Genomic DNA, 22,721 nt, shown 5'->3' on the forward strand with positions numbered 1-22,721 from the left:
GTCACGCGTCGCGGTGCGCGCCCGCCGACGGCACGACCGTGAACAGGTGCGGGGCGGTGAAGCCCGCGTCGGCGAACGCCGCGGTCACGGCTTCCGACACGGCGGCGGTGGCATCCTGCTCGATCAGCGCGATCGCCGCGCCGCCGAATCCGCCACCCGTCATGCGCGCGCCGAGCGCGCCGGCGGCCAGCGCGGCCTCGACGGCCGTGTCGAGCTCGGGCACCGAGATCTCGAAGTCGTCGCGCATCGAGGCGTGCGAGGCGACCAGCAGCTCACCGATCGCACGGGCGCCCTGCTCGCGCAGCACACGCACGGTGTCGAGCACGCGCTGGTTCTCGGTGACGATGTGCCGCACGCGGCGGAAGGTCACGTCATCCATGAGCTCCTCGGCGCGGGGGAGGTCGGAGGTCGACACGTCGCGCAGGCTGGGCACGCCCATGATCTCGGCGCCGAGCTCGCACGAGGCGCGGCGTTCGCCGTAGCCGCCCGTGGAGTGGGCGTGCTTGACGCGGGTGTCCATGACGAGGATCGCGAGGCCGGCCTCGGCGACGCCGACCGTGACGAGCTGCGCCTCGAGAGAGCGGCAGTCCAGGAAGATCGCGGCATCGGTCTCACCGAGCATCGACGCCATCTGGTCCATGATGCCGGTGGGGGCGCCGACCGCCTCGTTCTCGGCGCGGCGGCCCACGCGGGCGAGCGCGGTGCGGTCGAGTCCGGTGTGCCAGAGGTCGTTGAGCGCGGTCGCGGTCGCGCCCTCGATGGCCGCCGACGACGACAGCCCCGCACCCACGGGTACGTCGGAGGCGATCGCGATGTCGACCCCGCGGAACGCGCCCTCCGGCGCGGCGAGTCGCAGCGCCCACGCGACGCCGAGCGGGTACGCGGCCCACTCCGGCACGGCCGGGTTCTCTCCACTGGGTCCCTGAGCCTGTCGAAGGGTCGGGAACAGCCCGTCGAGCTCGTCGAGCCCGACCTCGACCGTCTCGTCGGAGAACGTCGAGGCGACACGGACGCGGGCGTCGTCGCGCAGTCCGACGGCGGCGACCGTGCGGTGCGGGATCGCGAACGGCAGTACGAAGCCTTCGTTGTAGTCGGTGTGCTCGCCGATGAGGTTGACGCGCCCCGGCGCCGACCAGATGCCGTCGGGGGTGCGGTCGGTCAGCTCGGCGAACAGTGCCCGCGCGGCATCCTGAGCGGTGGTCTCCGGGGCGGTCTCCGGGCTGGTCTCCGTGACGGTCATGCGGGGGTCTCCTCGGAGGTCGGGGCGGATGCCGGAGCGGATGCCGGAGCGGGTGCCGGGGCGGATGCCGGAGCGGATGCCGTGGCTGCGGCCTCGGCGGACGCGATCGCGTCGCGGATGCGGGCCGCCCCCTGCTCGGGGGTGACCTCGGCGGCCCAGGCCCACATCGCGGCCTCGGAGCCGGCGAGGAACTTGAGCTTGTCGGCGGCGCGGCGCGGGCTCGTGAGCTGGAGGTGCAGGCGCACGGTGTCGCGGCCGACGTTCACGGGTGCCTGGTGCCAGGCGGCGATGTACGGGGTGGGGGTGTCGTAGAGCGCGTCGACACCGCGCAGCAGCCGCAGGTAGAGCGGGGCGAGTTCGTCGCGCTCGGCCTCGGTCGTGGCGGCGAAGTCGGGCACGTGGCGGTGCGGCATCAGGTGCACCTCGAGGGGCCAGCGGGCGGCGAAGGGCACGAAGGCGGTCCAGTGCTCGCCGCGGAAGACGACTCGCTCGGATGCCTGTTCGAACTCCAGGACGCGGGCGAAGAGGTCGGGTGCCGTGCGATCGATCGAGTCGAGCAGCTTGGCGGTGCGCGGGGTGACGTAGGGGTACGCGTAGATCTGCCCGTGGGGGTGCGGCAGGGTGACACCGATCGCTTCGCCGCGGTTCTCGAACGGGAAGATCTGCTGGATGCCGGGCAGCTGCGAGAGCGCCGCGGTGCGGTCGGCCCAGGCCTCGATCACGGTGCGGGCGCGCGTGACCGACTGGGTGCCGAACGACCCGGAGTGCGCGGGGCTGAAGCACACGACCTCGCAGCGGCCGACCGAGGTGCGGGTGCGGCCGAGCCCGAGGGCGTCGAGGTCGTCGAGGCCGCGGGGGGCGTCGCTCGCCGCGGGGGCGGTGCCGACGGCCTCGGCGAGGGCGGGGCCGAACGCGGGGGAGCGGTTCTCGAACACCGCGACGTCGTAGCGCGAGGGCACCTCCGACGGGTTGGTCGGGGTCTGCGGCGCGAGCGGGTCGGCGTCGGCGCTGGGCATCATGACGCGGTTCTGCCGGTTGGCGGCCACGGTGATCCAGTCGCCGGTGAGCACGTCTTGGCGCATGGTCGCGGTGGCGGGGCGCGGGTCGAGCGTGCGGGCATCGACGGCGCGCTCGGCGCCGAGCGTCGTGTCGGGGTCGTCGTAGTAGATGATGTCGCGGCCGTCGGCGAGCAGCGTCGCGCGCTTGACGATGCCGGCGCTCAGGTTGTCGATGCGCATCTCCGCAGTTTCCGGACGAGCAGATTCAGGCGTGTTCACGTAAACATGGTAGATCCGCGGCCATGATTACGTCAACATGGAGGGATGTCCGATCCCGCTATCTCCCCGCGACCGACGTCGGGCCGCGTCTCGATGGCGATGGTCGCCGCCCGCGCCGGGGTCTCGGGGCAGACCGTCTCGCGCGTCGTGAACGACAGTCCCCGGGTCGACCCCGACACCCGCGCCCGGGTCGAGCAGGCCATGTCCGACCTCGGCTACCGCCCGCACCGCGCCGCCCGCGCGCTGCGCACCGGGCGCTCGCAGACCATCGGACTCGTCGTGACGACGCTCGCCACGGTCGGCAACTCGCGGATGCTGCAGGCCACCGCCGAGGCCGCCGCCGAACGCGGCTACGCCCTCACGGTCGCGACCGCCGCTCCCGGACCCGACGGGGTCGCGGGTGTCGACGCCGCCTTCGATCGCCTCGCCGAGCAGGAGGTCGACGGCGCGATCGTGCTCAACGAGGCCTCCGCGCTCGTCCCGTCGTCGGCCCGGCCGGACGGACTTCGCCTCGTCGTGATCGATGCCATCGCCGACGGCGGGTTGCACGCCGTGCACAGCGACCACGCCGGAGGGGCCGCTGCCGCCACCCGGCACCTCCTCGACCTCGGCCACGAGACGGTGCACCACCTCGCGGGACCCGCCGACTCCTTCGCCGCCGCCGAACGCGAACGCGGCTGGCGCGAGACGCTCGTCGCCCACGGCATCCGCCCGCCCGCCGTCGTGCGCGGCGACTGGTCATCGGACTCGGGGCATGCGGCCGCGGGCTCGTTCGCCGCGGCATCCGCCGTCTTCTGCGCCAACGACCAGATGGCGCTGGGGCTCGTGCGCGGCCTCGCCGAGCGCGGGCGCGATGTGCCGGGCGCGGTGAGCGTGGTCGGCTTCGACGACGTGCCGGATGCCGCGAACTACCGCCCGCCGCTCACCACGATCCGCCAAGACTTCACAGCCCTCGCCGACCGCGCGGTCGCCGCGCTCGTCGCCGAGATCGAGGGCGCCCCGGATGCCGACCCTGACGCTCTTGCTCCGTCGACGTCGGTCATCCCCACGTCGCTGGTCGTCCGCGCCAGCACCGCGACCCGCTGAGAGCTACGCCCCCAGCGCCGCCGACACCACCGCGCGCGCCTCGGCCTGCACCTCGGCGAGGTGCTCCGGTCCGCGCAGGCTCTCGGCGTACAGCTTGTAGACGTCTTCGGTGCCCGAGGGGCGCGCGGCGAACCAGGCGTGCTCGGTCTGCACCTTGAGGCCGCCGATCGCCGCGCCGTTGCCGGGCGCGTGCGAGAGCTTGGCGGTGATCTCCTCGCCGGCCAGCGTCGTCGCCGACACCGACTCGGGTGCCAGCTTCGCGAGCGTCGCCTTCTGCTCGGGCGTGGCCGGAGCATCCACCCGCTGGTAGGCCGACGAGCCGAATGCCGTCTCGAGCTCGGCGTACCGTTCCGACGGCGACTTGCCCGTCACGGCGATGATCTCGGCGGCCAGCAGGCACAGCAGGATGCCGTCCTTGTCGGTCGACCACACCGAGCCGTCGAAGCGCAGGAACGACGCACCGGCCGACTCCTCGCCGCCGAACGCGACCGAGCCGTCGAGCAGACCGGGAACGAACCACTTGAACCCGACGGGAACCTCGAGCAGGCGGCGGCCGAGCGACTCGGCGACCCGGTCGATGATCATCGACGACACGAGCGTCTTACCGATCGCGGCATCCCGCGGCCACTCGGTGCGGTGCGAGAACAGGTAGTCGATCGCGACGGCGAGGTAGTGGTTCGGGTTCATGAGACCGGCATCCGGCGTCACGATGCCGTGGCGGTCGGCATCCGCGTCGTTGCCGGTGAGCACGTCGAAGTCGCCCTTCTTGGCGACGAGCGAGGCCATGGCCGACGGCGACGACGGATCCATGCGGATCTTCTCGTCCCAGTCGAGCGTCATGAAGCGCCAGGTCGGGTCGACTTCGGGGTTCACGACGGTGAGGTCGAGGTCGAAGACCTCCTTGATGAGCGCCCAGTACTCCACGGATGCCCCGCCCAACGGGTCGGCCCCGATGCGCACACCCGCGCGGCGGATCGCCTCGACGTCGATGATCGACGAGAGGTCGCGCACGTAGGCGTCGCGGAAGTCGTAGGTGCCGATCGTGTCGCCGTCGAGGTCGGCGAAGCGCACGCGCTTCACGCCGTCGAGGTTCGTTTCGATCAGCTGGTTCGCGCGGTCGGCGATCCACCCGGTGGCGTCGGTGTCGGCGGGGCCGCCGTGCGGCGGGTTGTACTTGAAGCCGCCGTCGCGGGGCGGGTTGTGCGAGGGGGTCACGACGATGCCGTCGGCGCGGCCGGCGTTCGCTTCCGCCGGTCCCTGAGCCTGTCGAAGGGTCCGGTTGTAGGTGAGGATCGCGTGGCTGAGCGCCGGGGTCGGAACCCACGAGTCGCGGGAGTCGACGCGCACGTCGACGCCGTTCGCGACGAGCACCTCGATCGCACTGCGCTCGGCGGGCAGCGACAGGGCGTGCGTGTCGCGACCGAGGAACAGCGGGCCGGTGATGCCCTGGGCGTTCCGGTAGTCGACGATCGCCTGGGTGGTGGCGAGGATGTGCACCTCGTTGAAGCTGCCGCTGAGCGCCGAGCCGCGATGGCCGCTGGTGCCGAACGCGACGCGCTCGGCGGCGACATCCGGGCGCGGGATGCGGTCGTAGTAGGCGGCGATCAACTCGTCGACATCGATGAGGTCACTTTCCTCCGCGGGGAGGCCGGCACGGCTCGTCATGAGTTCAGTCTGCACCGATCCGGGCCCGGAGGAAACTTCGCGTCGGAGGCTTGACGCGGAGGGCTAAGGTGAAACGCGTGACCGAACGCCGTACCTACAGCTATCTGGGACCCGCTGGAACGTTCACGGAGGCGGCACTCGACCAGGTCGCCGAAGCCCGAGGCCAGAACTGGCGTGCCGTTCACAACGTCGGTGAAGCCCTCGCCGACGTGCTCGAGGGGCGCAGCGACGCCGCGATGATCGCGATCGAGAACTCGATCGAGGGCGGCGTCTCCACCACGCAGGACGCCCTCGCGACCCTCCCCGGTCTGCGCATCGTCGGCGAGTACCTCGTGAAGGTGAACTTCGTGCTCGTCGCCCCGCGGGGCACCACCCTCGACGAGGTGTCGGTCATCGCCGCGCACCCCGTCGCCTACGCCCAGTGCCACGGATGGCTCGGCGCGAACATCCCCGCGCACTCGCACGTTCCGGCGTCCAGCAACGTCGCCTCGGCGATCGGAGTGCTCGACGGCAGCCTGCCCGCCCAGGCCGCGATCGCCGCCCCCGGCATCGTCAATCACTACGACGTCGACGTGCTCGCCTCCGGCATCGGCGACAACGCCAACGCCGTCACCCGTTTCGTGCTCGTCTCGCGCACGACCGCGCCGCCCGCCCCGACCGGTGCCGACAAGACCTCGCTCATCGTCGAGCTGCCGCACGACCACCCGGGATCGCTCCTCGAGATGCTCGAGCAGTTCTCGACCCGCGGCATCAACCTGTCGCTGATCGAATCGCGCCCGATCGGCGACGAGCTCGGCCGCTACCGCTTCGTCATCGACGCCGACGGGCATATCGAGCACGAGCGCATGGCGGACGCGTTGCTCGGCATCCGTCGGTTCAGTCCGCGCGTCGTGTTCCTCGGATCGTACCCGCGCGCCGATCGCCAGATCGTGCACTACCCGGATCGCTACGCCGACGACGTGTTCGTCGAGGCGCGCGACTGGCTGCGCGGCATCGTCTCGGGTGAGCCCGAGGCCTGAGCCTCCTTCTCCCACCCACTCCGTCCGGTGCGGGTTCGATATGTCGGCTTCGCGGGCGCCCGGAGACGCGATTCTGATCCCCGAGGTGCGGTGATCAGTGCTCCCGGAAGTTCGGCCAGTCGCTGCCCGGCGTCATGAGTGCGTAGAGCGCGCTCTTCGCCACGGTGAGCGACGGGTAGGTGCCGGCCGAGGCATCCGCCCCCGCCATCGTCACCCGATAGCCCTCGTCGTCATGACGGATGCTGCCGACGACGCCGTTCGGGCCGTAGGCCACCCAGAGGCCGAGTGTGGTGCTGGTGCTCATCATCGAACTCCTCTCCAGGGCTGAGGGTACGCCCACCGGGGCCGGTGCGCCAGACCTCCGTCGCGCGCGTCGCGGTGCCGCCTCGCGGGATCGATATGTCGGCTCCCCAGGTGTCACGAGAAGAGATTCTGATCCCGGAGGGAGGTGGGAAGGGGAGGGGAGACCGGGCTCGGGTCGTATCAGCGGCGGGATGCGATCGCTCGGCGGATTCGCGCGGCGAGGGCCGCACCTCCGCCGTGGAGATCGAGCTGCGTGACCCGGATCACGATCCATCCGTGGTCCTCGAGGGCGCGGTGTCGACGGATGTCTGTCTGCCACTGGTTCCGATCGGTCCGGTGGTGATCGCCCTCGTACTCGATGGCTATCCGCCACTGCGGGTAGGCGAGATCGACCCGCGCGAGGAAGCGACCGTCGATGACGACGGAATGCTGTACGACCGGTTCGGGGAGATGGAAGTCGCTCAGCAGCATCCTCGTCTCGGTTTCCTTGGGCGACTCCGCCCCTTCACGCACGATCCTCAGCGCGTCGCGAACCTTTCCGCACCCCGGGAAGCGGCCCCATTCCTCGATCCGATCGCTGATCATCGCAAGCGTGGCGGGAGGGCGATCGAGGCGGATGCCGGGATAGTTCCGTGCCGTCGAGATCAACGCCTCGACCATCACGGCGGTCTGGCGAGGCGTCAGCTCTGCGGCGCAGAGGAAAACCGTGGCGATCGGGTCGAGCACGGGCATACCGTCGATCATGAGGGCCGCGAGACGCTCGCCGGCCAACTTTCGGCCCCTTACTCCACTGGTGCGCGGGGGACTGGTTCCGGTCGCCACGGCGACATCGATCGGCTCGTCGAGGCGCCAGCGCATCGGCAGGGGGAGACCCCAGAGGCGCGCCGCAGTCCGTCCGGCGAGAACCTGCCCCGGTCGTATTCGTGGGGCGAAGCACGCGAGCTGTTGCGCGAAGTTCTCCGGATGCTGCAGTGCGCGTATGCCGTCGAACGGGCGGGCGAGATCTCGAGCGGCCAGTCGCGTTCGACCCACGCCCGATCGCTCGGCATCGCGGACGGAGAAGCACGGGCCGAGTTCGGCCGGGAGGGGGATTCGATGACGCATCGGGTCATCGTCTCCGCTCCCGACCGGCTGGACCCCGCGAGATCCGACCTTCCTGCGGGATCTGTGGATAACTGGCCCTGTGGAATTCCGCTCGCCGCCCGTGCGGGCTCCCGCTCGAAGCCCGCGCGGGATCAAAATGTCGTGTCAGTCGTGCTGCGAAGCCGACATATTGATCCCTCAGCGGGGAGGGTAGGGAGGGCGGAGGGGGAGGGGGGTTAGAGCGCTGCGGCGACCAACTCCAGGGTCTGGGCGCGGCCCGCGGCCGATTCGGCGGCCTCGGCCTCGTAGGCACCGGCGACGGGGGAGAGCATGACCTCGTCGACGCCCCAGCGGCTCGCGAACTCGCGCACCTCGGCGGCGACGGACTCTCCCGTCCCGACGAACCAGCGCGAGCGGGCGGCCTGCACGACCTGGTCGGTCGCGGCATCCGATTCGGCGGCCAGAGCCTCCTCCACCGTCTCGAGCGCGATGAGCGGCTTGTTCAGGCGCAACCGCGACATCATGCGCAGCTGCGGCAGGGCGCGTGCCTCGGCCTCCTCGACGGTCGGCGACGCGACCGCATTGACCGTCAGGAAGGTGCGCGGCGACGGGTGCTCCTCGCTCGGCTGGTAGTTCGTGCGGTAGAGATCGAGCGCGCGCTCGAGGCCCTCGCCCGAGAAATGGTTGGCGAACACGTAGGGAAGGCCGTGAGATGCCGCGAGCTGGGCCGAGTAGTCGCTCGAGCCGAGCAGCCACACCTCGGGGGCGTCGGTCGCCGCGGGCGTCGCGCGCACGGTGTACTCGCCGCCGGAGGTGAACCGCACGGTCGCGCCCTCGTTCGAGACGAGCGCGGCGATGTCCTGCACGTGGCGGGGGAACTGCTCGACGTCGCTGGTGACGCCCGAGCCGCGCAGCAACTGCGTGATCACGGGGTCGCTGCCGGGTGCGCGCCCGAGGCCGAGGTCGATGCGCCCGGGCGCGATGGCGGCCAGGGCGGCGAACTGCTCGGCGACGATGAGCGGCGCGTGGTTCGGCAGCATGACGCCACCGGAGCCGAGGCGGATGCTCGAGGTGCGGGTCGCGGCGGCGGCGATCAGCACCGGGGGAGTGGTGGATGCCACGGCCGGCATGTTGTGGTGCTCGGCGAACCAGTAGCGGCGATAGCCGAGCCGGTCGGCGATCTCGGCGAGCGAGAGGGAGGCGCGGATGGCCTCGGCGCTGGTCTGACCGGTGCGCACGGGCACGAGGTCGAGGACGGAGAGTGCGACGTCATTCATCCCCTGCTGCAACCGACCAGGAAGGCGCGGCATTCCCCGATACCCTGGCCAGCATGGATGCCGAGATCTTCTACGTCCTCGTCGGCGCCGTCGTCGTGGCGGCCATCGCCCGGTGGCGCGGGTGGCCTGCGCCCCTGCTCGTCACGGTCGTCGCGCTCGCGGTGTCGTTCCTGCCGTTCGTGCCCGAGCTGCGCGCCGACGGGCACCTGCTGCTGAACCTCGTGCTGCCGCCGCTGCTGTACTCGGCGGCCCTCGACGTCTCGTTCGTCGGGTTCAAGCGCAGCCTGCCGCAGATCCGGCGACTGGGTATCTGGCTGGTGCTGATCACGGCGCTCGCCGTGGGCCTGATCGCGTGGTGGATCTTCCCCGACCTGGGCCTTCCCGGTGCGCTCCTGCTCGGCGCGATCGTCTCGCCGCCCGATGCGGTCTCGGCCGCCGCGATCGGCCGCAAGCTCGGCCTGCCGAGGCGCATCATGACCGTGCTCTCGGGCGAGAGCCTCATCAACGATGCGACCTCGCTGACGCTGTACCGGGTGTTCGCGGCGATCCTCGCGGGTGCGACGCTCACGGTTTGGGACGGCGTCTGGCAGTTCATCGTCGCCGTCGCGGTCGGCGTCCTCATCGGCCTCGTGTTCGGCGTCGCGCTGCACCAACTGCGCATGCGCATCAACGACGCGGTCGTGATCGGAACGTTCGGGCTGCTCGCGCCCTTCGGTGCCTACGCGATCGCCGAGCACCTGAACGGCTCGGGCGTGCTCGCGGTCGTCGCGATGGGCCTCTACGTGGGCTTCAACGCCCCGCGCACCGACTACACGACCCGGCAGCAGGAGAAGCCGATCTGGCTCTCGGCCGACTTCCTGCTCGAGAGCTTCGTGTTCGCGTACATCGGTCTGCAGCTGCCGCGCGTGGTCAGCGACCTCGGGGCCGAGTCGATCGGCGAGATCCTGCTGCTCTCGGGCGTCGTGCTCGTCGTGGTGCTCGTCGTGCGCCCGCTCTACATCTATCCGGTGAGCGCCTGGGCGAACTTCCAGGACCGCAAGCGTCTGGAGCGCTGGGATCGCGGGGTCGAGTCGGGAGAGTTCCAGAAGCGGCAGAAGCAGTCGCGGCGCTGGGGTCAGTACAGCCCCGACGAGCTGCGCACCCAGATCGTGCGCGATCGGATGGCCGGGCTCCAGCTCACCTGGAAGGACAACGCCGTGATCTCGTGGGCGGGCATGCGGGGCGTGGTCACACTCGCGACCGCGCTCGCCGCGGCGGATCTCGCGACCCTCGACGAGGAGGCCTCGCACGCGATCGTGGTGGTCGCGTTCGTCGTGACCGTCGGCACACTGCTGCTACAGGGGCTCACCCTGCCGATGCTGATCCGCCGCCTCGGCATCGCCAGTGACGTCGATCACGCCGAGGACGAGAAGGCGCTCGCCGCCGTGAAGGAGAAGAGCCGCAAGGCCGGCAAGGCCTTCCTGGCCGAGAAGCGCGTGGAGTGGGAGGAGAAGTACGGCGAGATCGACCTGTCGATCTTCGACGCCTTCGCCAAGCGCATGACCCGCGTCGAGAAGGACACCGACGAGGCGCAGGAGGTCGAGGACTCGGTCGCCAAGCCCTCCTACGACGACCTCGTCGCCCTGTCGAAGGGGTGGCTGCAGGTGCGCCGCGAGATCCTGCTCGAGGAGCGCGACAAGGGCAACCTCGACGAGGAGGTCATGCGCGAGCTGATCGCGGCGATGGATGCCGAGGAGCTCGCCATGGACACCCGCGGGGCGACCCGTCCGGGCGAGCGCGCGTAGCTGCGGCATCCGCTCCCGTCCCGTCCTCCCCGTCCGCGCCCCCGTCGTCGATCGCCGAGGTCCCCCTCTACGTACGAGATCCCCCTCTTCGCACGTGCGGAAGAGGGGGATCTCGTGCCGAAAGGGGGATCTCGGCGGGGTGGTGCGGCGGCCGCGGGGTGGTGATCAGCGCGTGGCGGCGGGCTCCGGGGTGGCCGGGGTGCCGGCATCCGCCTCGGGGGCGTCGTCGTCATCGTCCTCGGCGAAGGGCAGGCCCGCGCGCGGCGCGTTGTAGAGATCCTCGTTCAGGATGCCTTCGCGCTTGGCGACGATCGTCGGGATGAGCGCCTGTCCCGCGACGTTGACCGCGGTGCGGCCCATGTCGAGGATCGGGTCGATCGCGAGCAGCAGTCCGACGCCCTCGAGCGGCAGGCCGAGCGTCGACAGCGTGAGCGTGAGCATGACGACCGCGCCCGTGGTGCCGGCGGTGGCGGCGGAACCGACGACCGAGACGATCACGACGAGCAGGTACTGCACGAAGTTGAGCTCGATGCCGAAGAACTGCGCCACGAAGATCGCGGCGATGGCCGGGTAGATCGCGGCGCAGCCGTCCATCTTGGTGGTGGCGCCGAACGGCACGGCGAACGAGGCGTAGGAGCGGGGCACGCCGAGGTTGCGCTCGGTGACGCGCTCGGTGAGCGGCAGGGTGCCGATCGACGAGCGGCTGACGAAGGCCAGCTGCACGGCGGGCCAGACGCCCGAGAAGTACTGCTTGATCGACAGGCCGTGGGTCTTCACCAGCACGGGGTAGACGACGAAGAGCACGAGCGCGAGGCCGATGTAGATCGCGATCGCGAACCATCCGAGCGAGGCGAGCTTCTCCCAGCCGTACTTGATGACGGCGGCGCCGATGAGGCCGAAGGTGCCGAGCGGGGCGATGCGGATGATCCACCACAGCACGCGCTGGATGACCTTGAGCAGCGACTCGGTGAACACGAGGAACGGCTCGGCCTTCTTGCCGGCCTTGAGTGCGGCGATGCCGACGACCGCGGCGACGACGATGACCTGCAGGATGTTGAAGCTGACGCTCGACGAGACGGCGCCGGCCTCGGCGTCGAACGAGCTGCTCACGCCGATGCCGAGGAAGTTCTGCGGGATGAGCCCGAGCAGGAAGTTCCACCACGTGCCGACGGTGTAGGGCTCGCCGGGCTCGAGGCCCTCACCCGCGCGGGCACCGGGCTGGATGACGAGGCCGAGCACGATGCCGATGACGACGGCGATGAACGCGGTGATCGCGAACCACAGCAGCGTCTGCCCGGCGAGGCGGGCAGCGTTCTGCACGCGTCGCAGGTTCGAGATGCTCGCCACGATGGCGGTGAAGATGAGGGGCACGACGGCGGCGCGCAGCAGCGTCACGTACGAGCTGCCGATGGTGTCGAGGGTGGCCGAGAGGCCGTTCGGGTTCTCGGCGGTGGCGCCGAGCTGGCGGCCGATGAGGCCGGCGGCGATGCCGAGGACGAGGGCGGCGAGGATCTGGAAGCCGAATGACGTCAGCAGCTTCCGGATCGGTCCGCGGGTATCAGGCGCCTTCTGCGCGCGAGCGGTGGTACTCATTGCGGGGGAACTCCAGAACAGATTGCGGCATGCCGATATGCACGCCAGAACGTTCAACGCTAGGTCTGTCTGAGAATTCCCTGGGCGGAAATGACGAAGGATGACGGATGCCGCAGCATCCGTCATCCTTCGATGTCGATCCGACCGGAGGTCAGAGCGGGAGGATTACTCTCCGGTCCCCATGCACTCGGCCATGTTGTCCTGGAGGATCTTGGTGGTGAGATCCTTGTCCTCCTGGTTGGCCTGCTTGTCCTCGCCGTTGGCGAGGAAGTTGAGGGTCTCGTTGCTGAGGTCGGAGTCGACGAGGTATCCGGCGAAGCACTCGGCGGCGTCGGCGGTGAAGATCTCGGACTGGCCGGCGTCTTCGAAGTACTTGGTGAGCCCGTCGGCGACCTGCGCCTCGGACGGACGGCTCGCACCACCACAGGCGGCGAGCGAGAGGGCGAGGGCCGCAGCGGGCAGGGCCAGCAGCAGGCGGGAGCGGGTACGCAGTTTCCGGTCGAAGTTCATCATGCGGCCAGGTTATCGGCTCTCAGGCCATTGATAGGAATATCAGCATGGGGATATTTACCCATCACGATTTCTGGTAGTGGTGGCACGATGGCCTCATGTTCATGGTGACGACGAACGATATTCCGGGTTACCGCATCACTCAGGTGCTCGGCGAGGTCATGGGCCTCACGGTGCGCTCGACCGATTTCGGGCAGGGGTTCGCCGCGGGCTTCCGTTCTCTCGGCGGTGGGGAGATCCCCGAGTACACCCAGGTCATGTACGAGGCGCGGCAGGTCGTCATGGGCCGCATGTGGGCTGAGGCGCAGCAGCGCGGCGGCAACGCGATCGTCGCGATGCGCTTCGACGCCGGGTCGATCCAGAACTTCACCGAGATCTGCGCCTACGGCACTGCGGTGGTCGTCGAGCCGCTCGCCCCGCAGCCGCAACAGCCCGCGCCGCCCCAGCCGCCCCGGTTCTAGGGGCGGTCGGCGAGCACCAGCAGCTCGCCGACCTCGCAGCCGAGCGCGTCGCAGATCGCCCGCAGTGTCGAGTAGCGGATGGCGCGGGCGCGGTCGTTCTTGAGCACCGACAGGTTGACGATGCTCACGCCCACACGCGCACTGAGCTCGGTGAGGGTCATGCCTCGCGCGGCGAGCAGCTCATCGAGACGGCAGTGGATGCCGGTGAGCTCGTCGTCGTTCTCCGCGGGCGTCATACGAGCCCCTCCGTGTCTTTCTGGAGCGTTGCCTTCTCGCGCTGCAGGCGGTCGCCGATGGTGAATGCCGTGGAGATCACCGCGACGATGAAGGCGGCGAGCACCCAGGTGAACGGCTCGACGGTGAGCACTGCCGTATCGAGCCGGTTGTCGGTCATCAGCGAGACGGTGGCGTTGGCGAGCATGTTGTCGAAGAGGCGGGCGAGCGCGAAGCCGATCAAGCCGCCGATACCCGCGACGGAGACGAGGACGGTGTGACGACGGCTGAACATCTGTCCACGGAGGATGCCGCGGGAGAGGAGCAGGAGGCATCCGATGACGGTCACGACCGTGAGGGCGAGCACGATCTGCCCGAGGATCCCCGGCACGGTCGCGATCGGAGTCAGCTGAGGCGCCGTGAGAATTCCGCCGTCGAGGCGTACCGCGACCGAGTCCGAACGGTCGGTGAAGGGGATGTCGGTCGTCGTGTCGATGAAGTCCACCGCGACCGGCACGTCGATGCCGCGCGCCAGGGAGATGATGCGGCCGGTGGTCTGAATGACGAACCATCCCGCGATCGCGAGACCGGTGAGGGCGAACGCGATGAGCGACCAGCGGTCGCCGCGGGTGAGAGATCCGGTGCGCGGGTCCATATCCACTCCTTATCGATGATCGTTGTTATCGATTCCCGTTAACATATCGACTCTCGATAAAGGCGTCAACCCTTCCGTCCCATCGGCCGCGTAGCAGGACGTCACCGCACTATGCCGACGGCGAACACGGGCATACACGGCATCCGCGGTCGTTACTCTCGGTATACAAGCGCTCGCACCCACAGGGAACGTGCGAACCAAGGAGTTGACAATGTTCGAGAGATTCACGGACCGAGCCCGTCGTGTGGTCGTCCTCGCCCAAGAAGAGGCGAAGATGCTCAACCACAACTACATCGGTACCGAGCACATCCTGCTCGGTCTCATCCACGAAGGCGAGGGCGTCGCCGCCAAGGCGCTGGAGTCCCTGGGCATCTCCCTCGACGCAGTGCGCGAGCAGGTGCAGGACATCATCGGCCAGGGGCAGCAGCAGCCGACCGGCCACATCCCCTTCACCCCCCGCGCCAAGAAGGTGCTCGAGCTCAGCCTCCGCGAGGCCCTGCAGCTCGGCCACAACTACATCGGCACCGAGCACATCCTGCTCGGTCTCATCCGCGAGGGTGAGGGCGTCGCCGCGCAGGTGCTCGTCAAGCTCGGCGCAGACCTCAACAAGGTGCGCCAGCAGGTCATCCAGCTGCTCTCGGGCGCCCCGGGCCGCGAGCCGGCCGCCGTCGGCGCGCAGAGCAACGACACCCCGAGCGCGCAGGGCGGCTCGCAGGTTCTCGACCAGTTCGGTCGCAACCTGACGCAGGCCGCGCGCGACAACAAGCTCGACCCGGTCATCGGGCGCGAGAAGGAGGCGGAGCGGGTCATGCAGATCCTCTCCCGCCGCTCCAAGAACAACCCCGTGCTGATCGGTGAGCCCGGCGTCGGCAAGACCGCCGTCGTCGAGGGCCTCGCGCAGGCCATCGTCAAGGGCGATGTGCCCGAGACGCTGAAGGACAAGCAGCTGTACTCGCTCGACCTCGGCTCGCTCATCGCCGGTTCCCGCTACCGCGGTGACTTCGAGGAGCGCCTGAAGAAGGTCACCAAGGAGATCCGCACGCGCGGCGACATCATCGTCTTCATCGACGAGATCCACACCCTGGTGGGTGCGGGTGCCGCCGAGGGTGCGATCGACGCGGCCAGCATCCTCAAGCCGCTGCTCGCCCGCGGTGAGCTCCAGACCATCGGCGCCACCACGCTCGACGAGTACCGCAAGCACTTTGAGAAGGATGCCGCGCTCGAGCGCCGCTTCCAGCCGGTGCAGGTCAACGAGCCGAGCCTGCCGCACGCGATCAACATCCTCAAGGGTCTGCGCGACCGCTACGAGGCGCACCACAAGGTGCAGATCACGGACGGCGCGATCGTCGCGGCGGCGAACCTCGCCGACCGCTACGTCTCCGACCGCTTCCTGCCCGACAAGGCCATCGACCTGATCGACGAGGCCGGCGCACGCCTGCGTCTGTCGATCCTGTCGAGCCCGCCCGAGCTGCGCGAGTTCGACGAGAAGATCGCCAAGGTGCGCGAGCAGAAGGAAGTCGCCAGCGAAGAGCAGGACTTCGAGAAGGCCGCCGCCCTCCGCGACGAGGAGAAGAGCCTCCTCGCCGAGCGTCTGCGCCTCGAGAAGCAGTGGCGTGCGGGCGACGTCGCCACCTCCGCGGTGGTCGACGAGGGTCTGATCGCCGAGGTGCTCGCACAGGCCACCGGCATTCCCGTCTTCAAGCTGACGGAAGAGGAGTCCTCGCGACTCGTCTTCATGGAGAAGGCTCTGCACCAGCGGGTCATCGGTCAGGAAGAGGCCATCGCCGCCCTGTCGAAGACGATCCGCCGTCAGCGCGCCGGCCTCAAGGACCCGAAGCGTCCCTCGGGCTCGTTCATCTTCGCCGGCCCCACGGGCGTCGGAAAGACCGAGCTGGCCAAGGCGCTCGCCGAGTTCCTGTTCGACGACGAGGCCGCCCTCATCTCGCTCGACATGAGCGAGTTCGGCGAGAAGCACACCGTCTCGCGTCTGTTCGGTGCCCCTCCCGGGTTCGTCGGATTCGAAGAGGGTGGCCAGCTCACCGAGAAGGTGCGCCGCAAGCCGTTCAGCGTGGTGCTGTTCGACGAGATCGAGAAGGCCCACCCCGACATCTTCAACTCGCTGCTGCAGATCCTCGAAGAGGGTCGGCTCACCGATGGCCAGGGTCGCGTGGTGGACTTCAAGAACACCGTCATCATCATGACCACGAACCTCGGTGCGCGCGACATCGCCGGGGGCCCGGTCGGCTTCCAGATCGAGGGCAGCAACGCCACGACCTACGAGCGGATGAAGGGCAAGGTGAACGAAGAGCTCAAGCGGCACTTCAAGCCCGAATTCCTCAACCGTGTCGATGACATCATCGTGTTCCCGCAGCTCAACAAGGAGGAGCTGGTGCAGATCGTCGATCTGTTCACCAAGCGCCTCAGCGAGCGGCTGCTCGACCGCGACATGACGATCGAGCTGTCGCAGGCCGCCAAGGAGCGTCTCATCGAGATCGGGTTCGACCCGTCGCTCGGTGCCCGTCCGCTGCGTCGCGCGATGCAGCACGAGGTCGAGGATCGTCTGTCGGAGAAGATCCTGCACGGCGAGCTCAACTCGGGCGACCACGTGAAGGTCGACGCCAAGGACGGGGAGTTCCTGTTCGAGCACGGTCCGCGCGAGGGCGGCCCGGTCTCGGTCGGCGTCAACACCGGTGGCGACATCTCCGGCACGCCCGACCTGGCCATCGCCAGCGGGGAGTGACCTGAAGGAGGGGCGGATGCTTCGGCATCCGCCCCTTTTCTGTGCCCGCCTCAAGGTCGCAGGCGAGCGGCGGTTCTAGGCTGGACGGGTGAGTGACTACATCGTCCGGCCGGCACGGAGCGCCGACATCGTCGGCATCCGAAATCTGCTGCAGCCGATGGTCGAGCAACGCATCCTGCTGGGCAAGGACCTCGCCGTGCTCTACGGCGCCGTGCAGGAGTTCGTCGTGGCCGAGGCCGACGGCGAACTGATCGGATGCGGTGCGCTCCATGTGTTCTGGGAAGACCTGGGCGAGGTGCGTACGCTGCTCGTCAGCGACGCCTGGCTGCACCACGGGGTGGGGCGCGCGATCGTCGACCGCCTCGAGCAGAACGCGGTCACGCTCGGACTCTCGCGGCTGTTCTGCCTCACGTTCGAGGTGGAGTTCTTCACGCGCCGCGGATTCACCACCATCGGTGAGCAGGTCGTCGATCCCGATGTGTACTCGCAGCTCCTGCGCAGCGGCGACGCGGGTGTCGAGGAATTCCTCGATCTCGCGCACGTCAAGCCCAACACGCTCGGCAACACGCGGATGCTGAAGCACCTGAACTAGCCTGGAACCCATGCCCCGTCAGTCCGCAGCCGTCTATCGTCGTCGGCGCATCGTTCTGCTCGGCGGGCTGATCCTCGTGCTGGCGGCCATCGGCATCGGCGTGTGGTTGCTGATCGCCCAGCCGTGGGCCTCGGCCGCGACCGAGAGCACCCCGAAGCCCACCCCGACGACCTCGTCGACCGCGTCGACCCCGACGCCCGGCACGGTCGCGAGTCCGGATGCCGAGGCATCCAACCCGCAGCTCCCGCCGGACGAGGCTCCGGAGGACGTGCCGGATGCATCGCAGACGCCGGCGATCGTGGCGTGCCAGGCGAAGGACATCGAGGTGAAGGCCGTCGCCGACGCCGAATCGTACGCCGACGGTGTGCTGCCGAAGCTGTCGATCTCGCTCACCAACCGGGGCTCGAGCGACTGCACGCTCGACGTCGGCTCGACCATGCAGTCGATCACGGTCTCGAGCGGCTCCGACGTGTGGTGGCGCTCGACCGACTGCCAGCAGAACCCGAGCAGCATGATCGCGACGCTCACCGCGGGAACGACCGTCACGAGCAAGGACCCGGTCACCTGGGATCGCACGCGATCGAGCGTCGAGACCTGCGAGCAGGAGAACCGCCAGCGGGCTCCGGGCGGCGGCGCGTCGTATCACGTGGCCGTGTCGATCGGTGGATTCGCCAGTGTATCCACGCAGCAGATCCTGCTCTACTGAGTCGATTCCGACCGTCTTCGGCTCGAAACGCTTCGAAAAGCGTAGGAGTCCCGGTTTATTGTTCCGAAAAGCTCTGATGCATCGGTAACGGCTGACAGGGCTGGTTCTTTGGGATACCATTGAAGTCGATTCTCTGATTCATGCGGCACCATGCCATCCCCAGTGGCGTCGACTTACAGCGTCCCCAGCGCTTCGACACCGCCGCTCGAGAATCCGAGGGCCCTCTCGAGTACCCCAGTCCCCAATGTGGGACTCGAGAGGGCCCCAATCGTCTCCGCGGGCTCCGCTCGCGTCGAGAACGTCACTTTCGCCGCGAGACACCACGCCAGACGTGATGGTTCGCGGCGAATGTGGTTTCTCGCGCGCCTAGGCTGGAGGCATGGCAGCGAAGAAGGCGAAGAGCTCGAAGCAGAAGCCGGCCCCCGAGGACTTCCGATCGGATGCCCTGGCACTGGCGCTCGAGAAGCAGGATGTCGCGGCGGTAGCCCTCGCGCTGCGCAACGGCACGACGGTCGTGCCGCTGGTGAAGCCCGGGGCGCGCGACAACCCTCTCGACACCGGCGAGGTGTGGACCTACCGCGACCCGAGCACCGGCGACCTCGCGCTGCTGCTGTTCAGCGACGCGAAGAACAAGCCCGACAACCTGCCGCCCGGCGTCGGCATCTACACGGCCGAGTGGCTGCGGAACTTCCTCGGCACGCATCCGATCACGACCGTGTTCCTCGATATCGCGGGTCCTCACCCGATGCAGGCCTCGCCCCAGGAGCTGCTCAAGGCGCTCGAAGCCTGAGGCGCGCGAGGGGAGCCTCCCGACGAGCCCTCCGCAGACCCTCCGCCGGGACTGTCCTCAGAACGGCGGAATATCGCGCTCGTCGCGTCGACCGCCTCCGCCGCTGCGCGCCTTCACGTCGGTGAGGGCGGCGCGCAGCGTCTTCGACCGGTCGTCGACGACCTGCTCGTAGCCCAGGCGCGCGGCCTCGGATCGGCGCTGCGCCGACTGGGTCACGGGGCGGATCTCGCCCGCCAGACTGAGCTCGCCGACGGCCGCCACCGTGCGCGGCACCGAGATCTGACGGATCGACCCCGCCACTGCGATCGCGATCGCCAGGTCGGCGGCCGGTTCGGTGAAGCGCACTCCTCCCACGGTCGAGACGTACACGTCGAGGTTGCTCGTGGGCACTCCCGCTCGACGCTCGAGGATCGCGAGCACCATCGCGACCCGCGCCGCATCGACGCCCTGCACGACGCGGCGGGGGTTCGGCGCCTGCGTGGGCACGGTGAGCGCCTGCACCTCGACGGGGAGGGCGCGGCGCCCCTCGAGCGAAATGGCCACGCAGGTGCCGGGCTCGGTCGCGCCCTGTGAGAGGAACAGCCCGGAGGGGTCGGGAACCTCGGCGATGCCGTCGCCGGTCATCTCGAAGCATCCCACCTCGTCGGTGGGGCCGAACCGGTTCTTGAGCGCGCGGATGAAGCGGAGCGACGTCTGCCGGTCTCCCTCGAAGTGGCACACCACATCGACCAGGTGCTCGAGCACGCGCGGGCCGGCGACCTGGCCGTCCTTCGTGACGTGCCCGACGATGATGATCGGCAGGTCGCGGTCCTTCGCGATGCGGATGAGCGTCGAGGCCACCTCGCGCACCTGGCTGGGCTGCCCGGCCGCACCGTCGATCATCGCCGAGGAGACGGTCTGCACCGAGTCGACGATCACGAGCTGCGGCTGCACCTGGTCGATGTGACCCAGGATCGTGGCGAGATCGGTCTCGCTCGCCAGGTACAGCTCGTCGTGCAGCGCCCCGGTGCGCTCGGCGCGGAGACGCACCTGAGCGGGGGACTCCTCGGCGCTCGCGTAGAGCACCCGCCGCCCGGCGTGCGCGGCCTTCGCCGCGACCTCGAGCAGCAGCGTGGACTTGCCCACTCCCGGTTCGCCGCTGAGCAGGATCGCCGCCCCCGGCACGATGCCGCCGCCGAGCACGCGGTCGAACTCGCCGACTCCGCTCGTGCGGCGGGGGGCATCGGTCGTGGTGATCTGCGTGATCGGACGCGCGGCCTTCTCCGCCAGCGGCGACTGCGCGCTCACGCGCTGCACGATGCCGGTCTTCGTCGCCTGCTCCTGCACCGTTCCCCACTGCTGGCACTCGCCGCAGCGGCCCACCCACTTGGCGGTCGTCCACCCGCACTCGGTGCAGACGTACGCGGGCGGGGCGGGACGACGGGTGGCCATTCAGCCAGGCTAGCCGCGGCATCCGACATCGCGGCGCAGGCGCCGGGAACCGGCACCCGGCGCACCCATGCGACCGGGCTATCGCGGGCATCCGACATCCCTATCGCAAACGGTCCCCACGTGTCCGACCCCGCGGCCATACTGGAGTCATGGCCAGCGCCGGGCCCATTTGCGGGCCGATCTCCACGTACTCACGAGTGCAGCTCCTGCACCTCGTGCAGACCCGTGCGCAGCGCACGATCGGCGAGCTGTGCGAGGCCACCGGCCTCCACGCCAACACGGTGCGCGAGCACCTGCAGCGCCTCATCGAGGGCGGATACGTGATCGCGGCCACCGAGCACCGCACCACCCGCGGCCGCCCCCGCACCCTCTACAGCGCCGCGACCGGGATGGCGGATGCCTCCAGCCCCATCGCGCGCGACAAGGTCAGCGCCGCGGCCCGCCGCGGAGACCTCCTGCGCCGGGTGCTCCCCGCCGCGGCATCCGATCTCGGTCGCGACGCGACCTATCAACTCGATGCACTCATCGAACACCTGGAAGAGAGCGGCTTCGAGCCCGTCGTCGACGACGTGCGGCTCACCGTCGATCTCAGCCCGTGCCCGCATGCCGCGGGCCGCGCGGAAGACCGTCCGATGCTCTGCAGCGTGCATCTCGGCCTCATGCAGGGGGTGCTCACCGAAGCCGGTGGGCCGATCTCTGCGGATGCCGTGCGCACGTCCGCCCTCCCGGCGGACTGCACCGTGCAGCTGCGTCTGACGGAGATGTCCGCCGCCTAGGCGAGCATCCGTTTTATTCACGGCCCGCAGCCCCACGAGGGCGGCAGGCCCGTCGTTAGCGTGGCAGCAGGCTGAGAAAGAGGAGTGCTCCATGGAATGGCTCGACCCCCTGGTCCTGTCACGATGGCAGTTCGGATTGACGACCGTCTACCACTACCTGTTCGTGCCGCTCACGATCGGCATGGCGCTGGTGGCGGCGATCTTCCAGACCGCGTGGGTGCGCACCGGCAAGGTGCAGTACCTGCACCTCACGCGCTTCTTCGGCAAGATCTTCCTCATCAACTTCGCCATGGGTGTCGTCACCGGCATCGTGCAGGAGTTCCAGTTCGGCATGAACTGGTCGGACTACTCCCGCTTCGTCGGCGACGTCTTCGGCGCACCGCTCGCCTTCGAGGGCCTGCTCGCCTTCTTCTTCGAGGCGACGTTCATCGGCCTCTGGATCTTCGGGTGGGACAAGCTGCCCCAGAAGCTGCACCTCGCCACCATCTGGTGCGTCTCGATCGGCAGCATCCTCTCGGCGTACTTCATCATCGCCGCCAACGCGTTCATGCAGAACCCCGTCGGCTACGTCTACAACCCCGAGACGAACCGCGCCGAGCTCACCGACTTCTGGGCGCTGCTCACCAACCCCGTCGCGCTCGCGGCCTTCCCGCACACGATCTTCGGCGCGCTGATGTTCGCCGCCGGTGTCGTCATCTCGGTCTCGGCCTGGCACCTCGCCCGTCGTCAGCACTTCGACACCATGCGCATCTCGCTGAAGTTCGGTCTCTGGGCGATGATCGTCTCGACCGCCGGCGTCGTGCTCACCGGAGACCAGCTGGGCCTCGCGATGTACGCCGCGCAACCCATGAAGATGGCCGCGGCGGAGGCGACGTTCAACACCGTCTGCGGCTACGACGCCTCGTTCAGCATCTTCACGCTCGGCACACCCGACGGCAGCTCAGAACTGTTCTCGATCCGCGTGCCGTACCTGCTGTCGCTCTTGTCGACGCACTCGTTCGACGCCTGCGTGCACGGTATCAACGACCTGAACGCCGAGTACATGACCACGTTCGCCGACACCGGCATCACCGACTTCGCCCCGATCCTCTGGGTCACCTACTGGGCGTTCCGCTGGATGATCGGCCTCGGCATCGCCGCCGCCCTCGTCGCGCTCGTCGGCCTCTGGATCACCCGCAAGAACGCGAAGCGCGAGCCCGCGCCGTGGATGTGGAAGATCGCGATCTGGTCGTTCCCGCTCGCCCTCGCCGCCAACATCATGGGCTGGGTCTTCACCGAGATGGGGCGCCAACCCTGGATCGTGTTCGGGCTCATGACCACGCAGGACGGCGTCTCGCCGGGCGTGAGCGGACTCGAGGTGCTGATCTCGCTCATCGCCTTCACCGCGATCTACGCGTCGCTGGCGGTCGTCGAGATCCGCCTCATCATCCGAGCTGCCCAGAAGGGCCCCGACACCACCGAAGAACCCCACGAGGAGACGGCCCAGCTGCCGTCGGTCGTGTACTGAGAGGAAGGAACAC

21 protein-coding genes are annotated in these 22,721 nt (G+C 69.1%); 10 read left to right on the forward strand and 11 right to left on the reverse strand.

What is annotated here, in order from left to right; genetic code table 11:
* Nucleotide 1: 1 nt before the first annotated feature.
* Nucleotides 2–1,240, reverse strand: coding sequence for a galactokinase (galK, locus tag ACIQTT_RS13285; protein WP_402790747.1), 1,239 nt, complete (start codon nt 1,238–1,240; stop codon nt 2–4).
* Nucleotides 1,237–2,478 (reverse strand): galactose-1-phosphate uridylyltransferase, encoded by a 1,242-nt coding sequence (gene galT / locus ACIQTT_RS13290; protein WP_402790750.1) that lies wholly within the window; start codon nt 2,476–2,478, stop codon nt 1,237–1,239. The genes galK and galT overlap by 4 nt, the downstream gene beginning before the upstream one ends.
* Before the next feature lie 84 nt (nt 2,479–2,562).
* Here galT and ACIQTT_RS13295 point away from each other — a divergent pair, with 84 nt between their 5' ends.
* Nucleotides 2,563–3,603 carry a LacI family DNA-binding transcriptional regulator gene (locus ACIQTT_RS13295; RefSeq protein WP_402790753.1) on the forward strand — a complete coding sequence of 347 codons (1,041 nt, stop codon included), beginning with the start codon at nt 2,563–2,565 and terminating at the stop codon, nt 3,601–3,603.
* A gap of 3 nt (nt 3,604–3,606) precedes the next feature.
* On the opposite strand, the gene pgm is transcribed toward ACIQTT_RS13295, so the two are convergent.
* The gene (gene pgm, locus ACIQTT_RS13300) at nt 3,607–5,268 is read right to left on the reverse strand and encodes a phosphoglucomutase (alpha-D-glucose-1,6-bisphosphate-dependent) (RefSeq protein WP_402790756.1); all 1,662 of its coding nucleotides are present in this window, start codon (nt 5,266–5,268) and stop codon (nt 3,607–3,609) included.
* A gap of 68 nt (nt 5,269–5,336) precedes the next feature.
* Between pgm and pheA the strand changes: the two genes are divergently transcribed.
* Entirely contained in the window at nt 5,337–6,287 is a 951-nt protein-coding gene (gene pheA, locus ACIQTT_RS13305) for a prephenate dehydratase (RefSeq protein ID WP_402790759.1), read from the forward strand.
* A 94-nt stretch (nt 6,288–6,381) separates the two neighbouring features.
* On the opposite strand, the gene ACIQTT_RS13310 is transcribed toward pheA, so the two are convergent.
* The 3 genes from ACIQTT_RS13310 to ACIQTT_RS13320 form a co-directional block, all read right to left on the reverse strand.
* Nucleotides 6,382–6,591 (reverse strand): methyltransferase, encoded by a 210-nt coding sequence (locus ACIQTT_RS13310; protein ID WP_402790762.1) that lies wholly within the window; start codon nt 6,589–6,591, stop codon nt 6,382–6,384.
* A gap of 179 nt (nt 6,592–6,770) precedes the next feature.
* The gene (locus ACIQTT_RS13315; protein ID WP_402790765.1) at nt 6,771–7,694 is read right to left on the reverse strand and encodes an endonuclease domain-containing protein; all 924 of its coding nucleotides are present in this window, start codon (nt 7,692–7,694) and stop codon (nt 6,771–6,773) included.
* A gap of 215 nt (nt 7,695–7,909) precedes the next feature.
* Nucleotides 7,910–8,950: an LLM class flavin-dependent oxidoreductase gene (locus ACIQTT_RS13320; RefSeq protein ID WP_402790768.1), complete on the reverse strand. Its 1,041-nt coding sequence runs from the start codon at nt 8,948–8,950 to the stop codon at nt 7,910–7,912.
* 53 nt (nt 8,951–9,003) lie between these two features.
* Here ACIQTT_RS13320 and ACIQTT_RS13325 point away from each other — a divergent pair, with 53 nt between their 5' ends.
* Nucleotides 9,004–10,734 carry a cation:proton antiporter gene (locus tag ACIQTT_RS13325; RefSeq protein ID WP_402790771.1) on the forward strand — a complete coding sequence of 577 codons (1,731 nt, stop codon included), beginning with the start codon at nt 9,004–9,006 and terminating at the stop codon, nt 10,732–10,734.
* Between the two features lie 165 nt (nt 10,735–10,899).
* On the opposite strand, the gene ACIQTT_RS13330 is transcribed toward ACIQTT_RS13325, so the two are convergent.
* On the reverse strand, nt 10,900–12,327 hold the full coding sequence (locus ACIQTT_RS13330) for a dicarboxylate/amino acid:cation symporter (RefSeq protein ID WP_402790774.1): 1,428 nt from the start codon (nt 12,325–12,327) through the stop codon (nt 10,900–10,902).
* A gap of 165 nt (nt 12,328–12,492) precedes the next feature.
* Nucleotides 12,493–12,840: a hypothetical protein gene (locus tag ACIQTT_RS13335; RefSeq protein WP_402790777.1), complete on the reverse strand. Its 348-nt coding sequence runs from the start codon at nt 12,838–12,840 to the stop codon at nt 12,493–12,495.
* Between the two features lie 95 nt (nt 12,841–12,935).
* Here ACIQTT_RS13335 and ACIQTT_RS13340 point away from each other — a divergent pair, with 95 nt between their 5' ends.
* Nucleotides 12,936–13,298, forward strand: coding sequence for a YbjQ family protein (locus ACIQTT_RS13340; protein ID WP_402790780.1), 363 nt, complete (start codon nt 12,936–12,938; stop codon nt 13,296–13,298).
* Here ACIQTT_RS13340 and ACIQTT_RS13345 read toward each other — a convergent pair.
* Entirely contained in the window at nt 13,295–13,534 is a 240-nt protein-coding gene (locus tag ACIQTT_RS13345) for a helix-turn-helix domain-containing protein (RefSeq protein ID WP_402790783.1), read from the reverse strand. The two genes, ACIQTT_RS13340 and ACIQTT_RS13345, sit on opposite strands and share 4 nt — an antisense overlap.
* Complete coding sequence (locus tag ACIQTT_RS13350) at nt 13,531–14,166, reverse strand: hypothetical protein (protein ID WP_402790785.1); 636 nt, start codon at nt 14,164–14,166, stop codon at nt 13,531–13,533. Before ACIQTT_RS13350 ends, ACIQTT_RS13345 begins: the two co-directional genes overlap by 4 nt.
* A gap of 211 nt (nt 14,167–14,377) precedes the next feature.
* Here ACIQTT_RS13350 and ACIQTT_RS13355 point away from each other — a divergent pair, with 211 nt between their 5' ends.
* The 4 genes from ACIQTT_RS13355 (at nt 14,378) to ACIQTT_RS13370 (ending at nt 18,994) form a co-directional block, all read left to right on the forward strand.
* Nucleotides 14,378–16,906 carry an ATP-dependent Clp protease ATP-binding subunit gene (locus tag ACIQTT_RS13355; RefSeq protein WP_402790787.1) on the forward strand — a complete coding sequence of 843 codons (2,529 nt, stop codon included), beginning with the start codon at nt 14,378–14,380 and terminating at the stop codon, nt 16,904–16,906.
* Between the two features lie 88 nt (nt 16,907–16,994).
* Entirely contained in the window at nt 16,995–17,498 is a 504-nt protein-coding gene (locus ACIQTT_RS13360) for an amino-acid N-acetyltransferase (protein WP_247624548.1), read from the forward strand.
* A gap of 10 nt (nt 17,499–17,508) precedes the next feature.
* Nucleotides 17,509–18,204 carry a hypothetical protein gene (locus tag ACIQTT_RS13365; protein ID WP_402790791.1) on the forward strand — a complete coding sequence of 232 codons (696 nt, stop codon included), beginning with the start codon at nt 17,509–17,511 and terminating at the stop codon, nt 18,202–18,204.
* A gap of 379 nt (nt 18,205–18,583) precedes the next feature.
* On the forward strand, nt 18,584–18,994 hold the full coding sequence (locus tag ACIQTT_RS13370) for a dehydrogenase (protein WP_402790794.1): 411 nt from the start codon (nt 18,584–18,586) through the stop codon (nt 18,992–18,994).
* A 57-nt stretch (nt 18,995–19,051) separates the two neighbouring features.
* Here ACIQTT_RS13370 and radA read toward each other — a convergent pair whose 3' ends face one another.
* Nucleotides 19,052–20,425: a DNA repair protein RadA gene (gene radA / locus ACIQTT_RS13375; RefSeq protein ID WP_402790797.1), complete on the reverse strand. Its 1,374-nt coding sequence runs from the start codon at nt 20,423–20,425 to the stop codon at nt 19,052–19,054.
* Nucleotides 20,426–20,574: 149 nt separating this feature from the next.
* Between radA and ACIQTT_RS13380 the strand changes: the two genes are divergently transcribed.
* Nucleotides 20,575–21,201: a helix-turn-helix transcriptional regulator gene (locus tag ACIQTT_RS13380; protein ID WP_402790800.1), complete on the forward strand. Its 627-nt coding sequence runs from the start codon at nt 20,575–20,577 to the stop codon at nt 21,199–21,201.
* Between the two features lie 91 nt (nt 21,202–21,292).
* Nucleotides 21,293–22,708: a cytochrome ubiquinol oxidase subunit I gene (locus ACIQTT_RS13385; protein ID WP_402790803.1), complete on the forward strand. Its 1,416-nt coding sequence runs from the start codon at nt 21,293–21,295 to the stop codon at nt 22,706–22,708.
* Nucleotides 22,709–22,721: the final 13 nt, after the last annotated feature.

This window comes from Microbacterium sp. NPDC090225, assembly GCF_044772365.1.
Lineage (GTDB): Bacteria > Actinomycetota > Actinomycetes > Actinomycetales > Microbacteriaceae > Microbacterium.

Excerpts from the sequence above, each read along its gene's own strand:
- galK (WP_402790747.1), bottom strand. The coding sequence starts at position 1,240 with ATGACCGTCACGGAGACCAGCCCGGAGACCGCCCCGGAGACCACCGCT.
- galT (WP_402790750.1), bottom strand. The coding sequence starts at position 2,478 with ATGCGCATCGACAACCTGAGCGCCGGCATCGTCAAGCGCGCGACGCTG.
- ACIQTT_RS13295 (WP_402790753.1), top strand. The coding sequence starts at position 2,563 with ATGTCCGATCCCGCTATCTCCCCGCGACCGACGTCGGGCCGCGTCTCG.
- pgm (WP_402790756.1), bottom strand. The coding sequence starts at position 5,268 with ATGACGAGCCGTGCCGGCCTCCCCGCGGAGGAAAGTGACCTCATCGAT.
- ACIQTT_RS13310 (WP_402790762.1), bottom strand. The coding sequence starts at position 6,591 with ATGAGCACCAGCACCACACTCGGCCTCTGGGTGGCCTACGGCCCGAAC.
- ACIQTT_RS13315 (WP_402790765.1), bottom strand. The coding sequence starts at position 7,694 with ATGCGTCATCGAATCCCCCTCCCGGCCGAACTCGGCCCGTGCTTCTCC.
- ACIQTT_RS13320 (WP_402790768.1), bottom strand. The coding sequence starts at position 8,950 with ATGAATGACGTCGCACTCTCCGTCCTCGACCTCGTGCCCGTGCGCACC.
- ACIQTT_RS13325 (WP_402790771.1), top strand. The coding sequence starts at position 9,004 with ATGGATGCCGAGATCTTCTACGTCCTCGTCGGCGCCGTCGTCGTGGCG.
- ACIQTT_RS13330 (WP_402790774.1), bottom strand. The coding sequence starts at position 12,327 with ATGAGTACCACCGCTCGCGCGCAGAAGGCGCCTGATACCCGCGGACCG.
- ACIQTT_RS13335 (WP_402790777.1), bottom strand. The coding sequence starts at position 12,840 with ATGATGAACTTCGACCGGAAACTGCGTACCCGCTCCCGCCTGCTGCTG.
- ACIQTT_RS13340 (WP_402790780.1), top strand. The coding sequence starts at position 12,936 with ATGTTCATGGTGACGACGAACGATATTCCGGGTTACCGCATCACTCAG.
- ACIQTT_RS13345 (WP_402790783.1), bottom strand. The coding sequence starts at position 13,534 with ATGACGCCCGCGGAGAACGACGACGAGCTCACCGGCATCCACTGCCGT.
- ACIQTT_RS13350 (WP_402790785.1), bottom strand. The coding sequence starts at position 14,166 with ATGGACCCGCGCACCGGATCTCTCACCCGCGGCGACCGCTGGTCGCTC.
- ACIQTT_RS13355 (WP_402790787.1), top strand. The coding sequence starts at position 14,378 with ATGTTCGAGAGATTCACGGACCGAGCCCGTCGTGTGGTCGTCCTCGCC.
- ACIQTT_RS13365 (WP_402790791.1), top strand. The coding sequence starts at position 17,509 with ATGCCCCGTCAGTCCGCAGCCGTCTATCGTCGTCGGCGCATCGTTCTG.
- ACIQTT_RS13370 (WP_402790794.1), top strand. The coding sequence starts at position 18,584 with ATGGCAGCGAAGAAGGCGAAGAGCTCGAAGCAGAAGCCGGCCCCCGAG.
- radA (WP_402790797.1), bottom strand. The coding sequence starts at position 20,425 with ATGGCCACCCGTCGTCCCGCCCCGCCCGCGTACGTCTGCACCGAGTGC.
- ACIQTT_RS13380 (WP_402790800.1), top strand. The coding sequence starts at position 20,575 with ATGGCCAGCGCCGGGCCCATTTGCGGGCCGATCTCCACGTACTCACGA.
- ACIQTT_RS13385 (WP_402790803.1), top strand. The coding sequence starts at position 21,293 with ATGGAATGGCTCGACCCCCTGGTCCTGTCACGATGGCAGTTCGGATTG.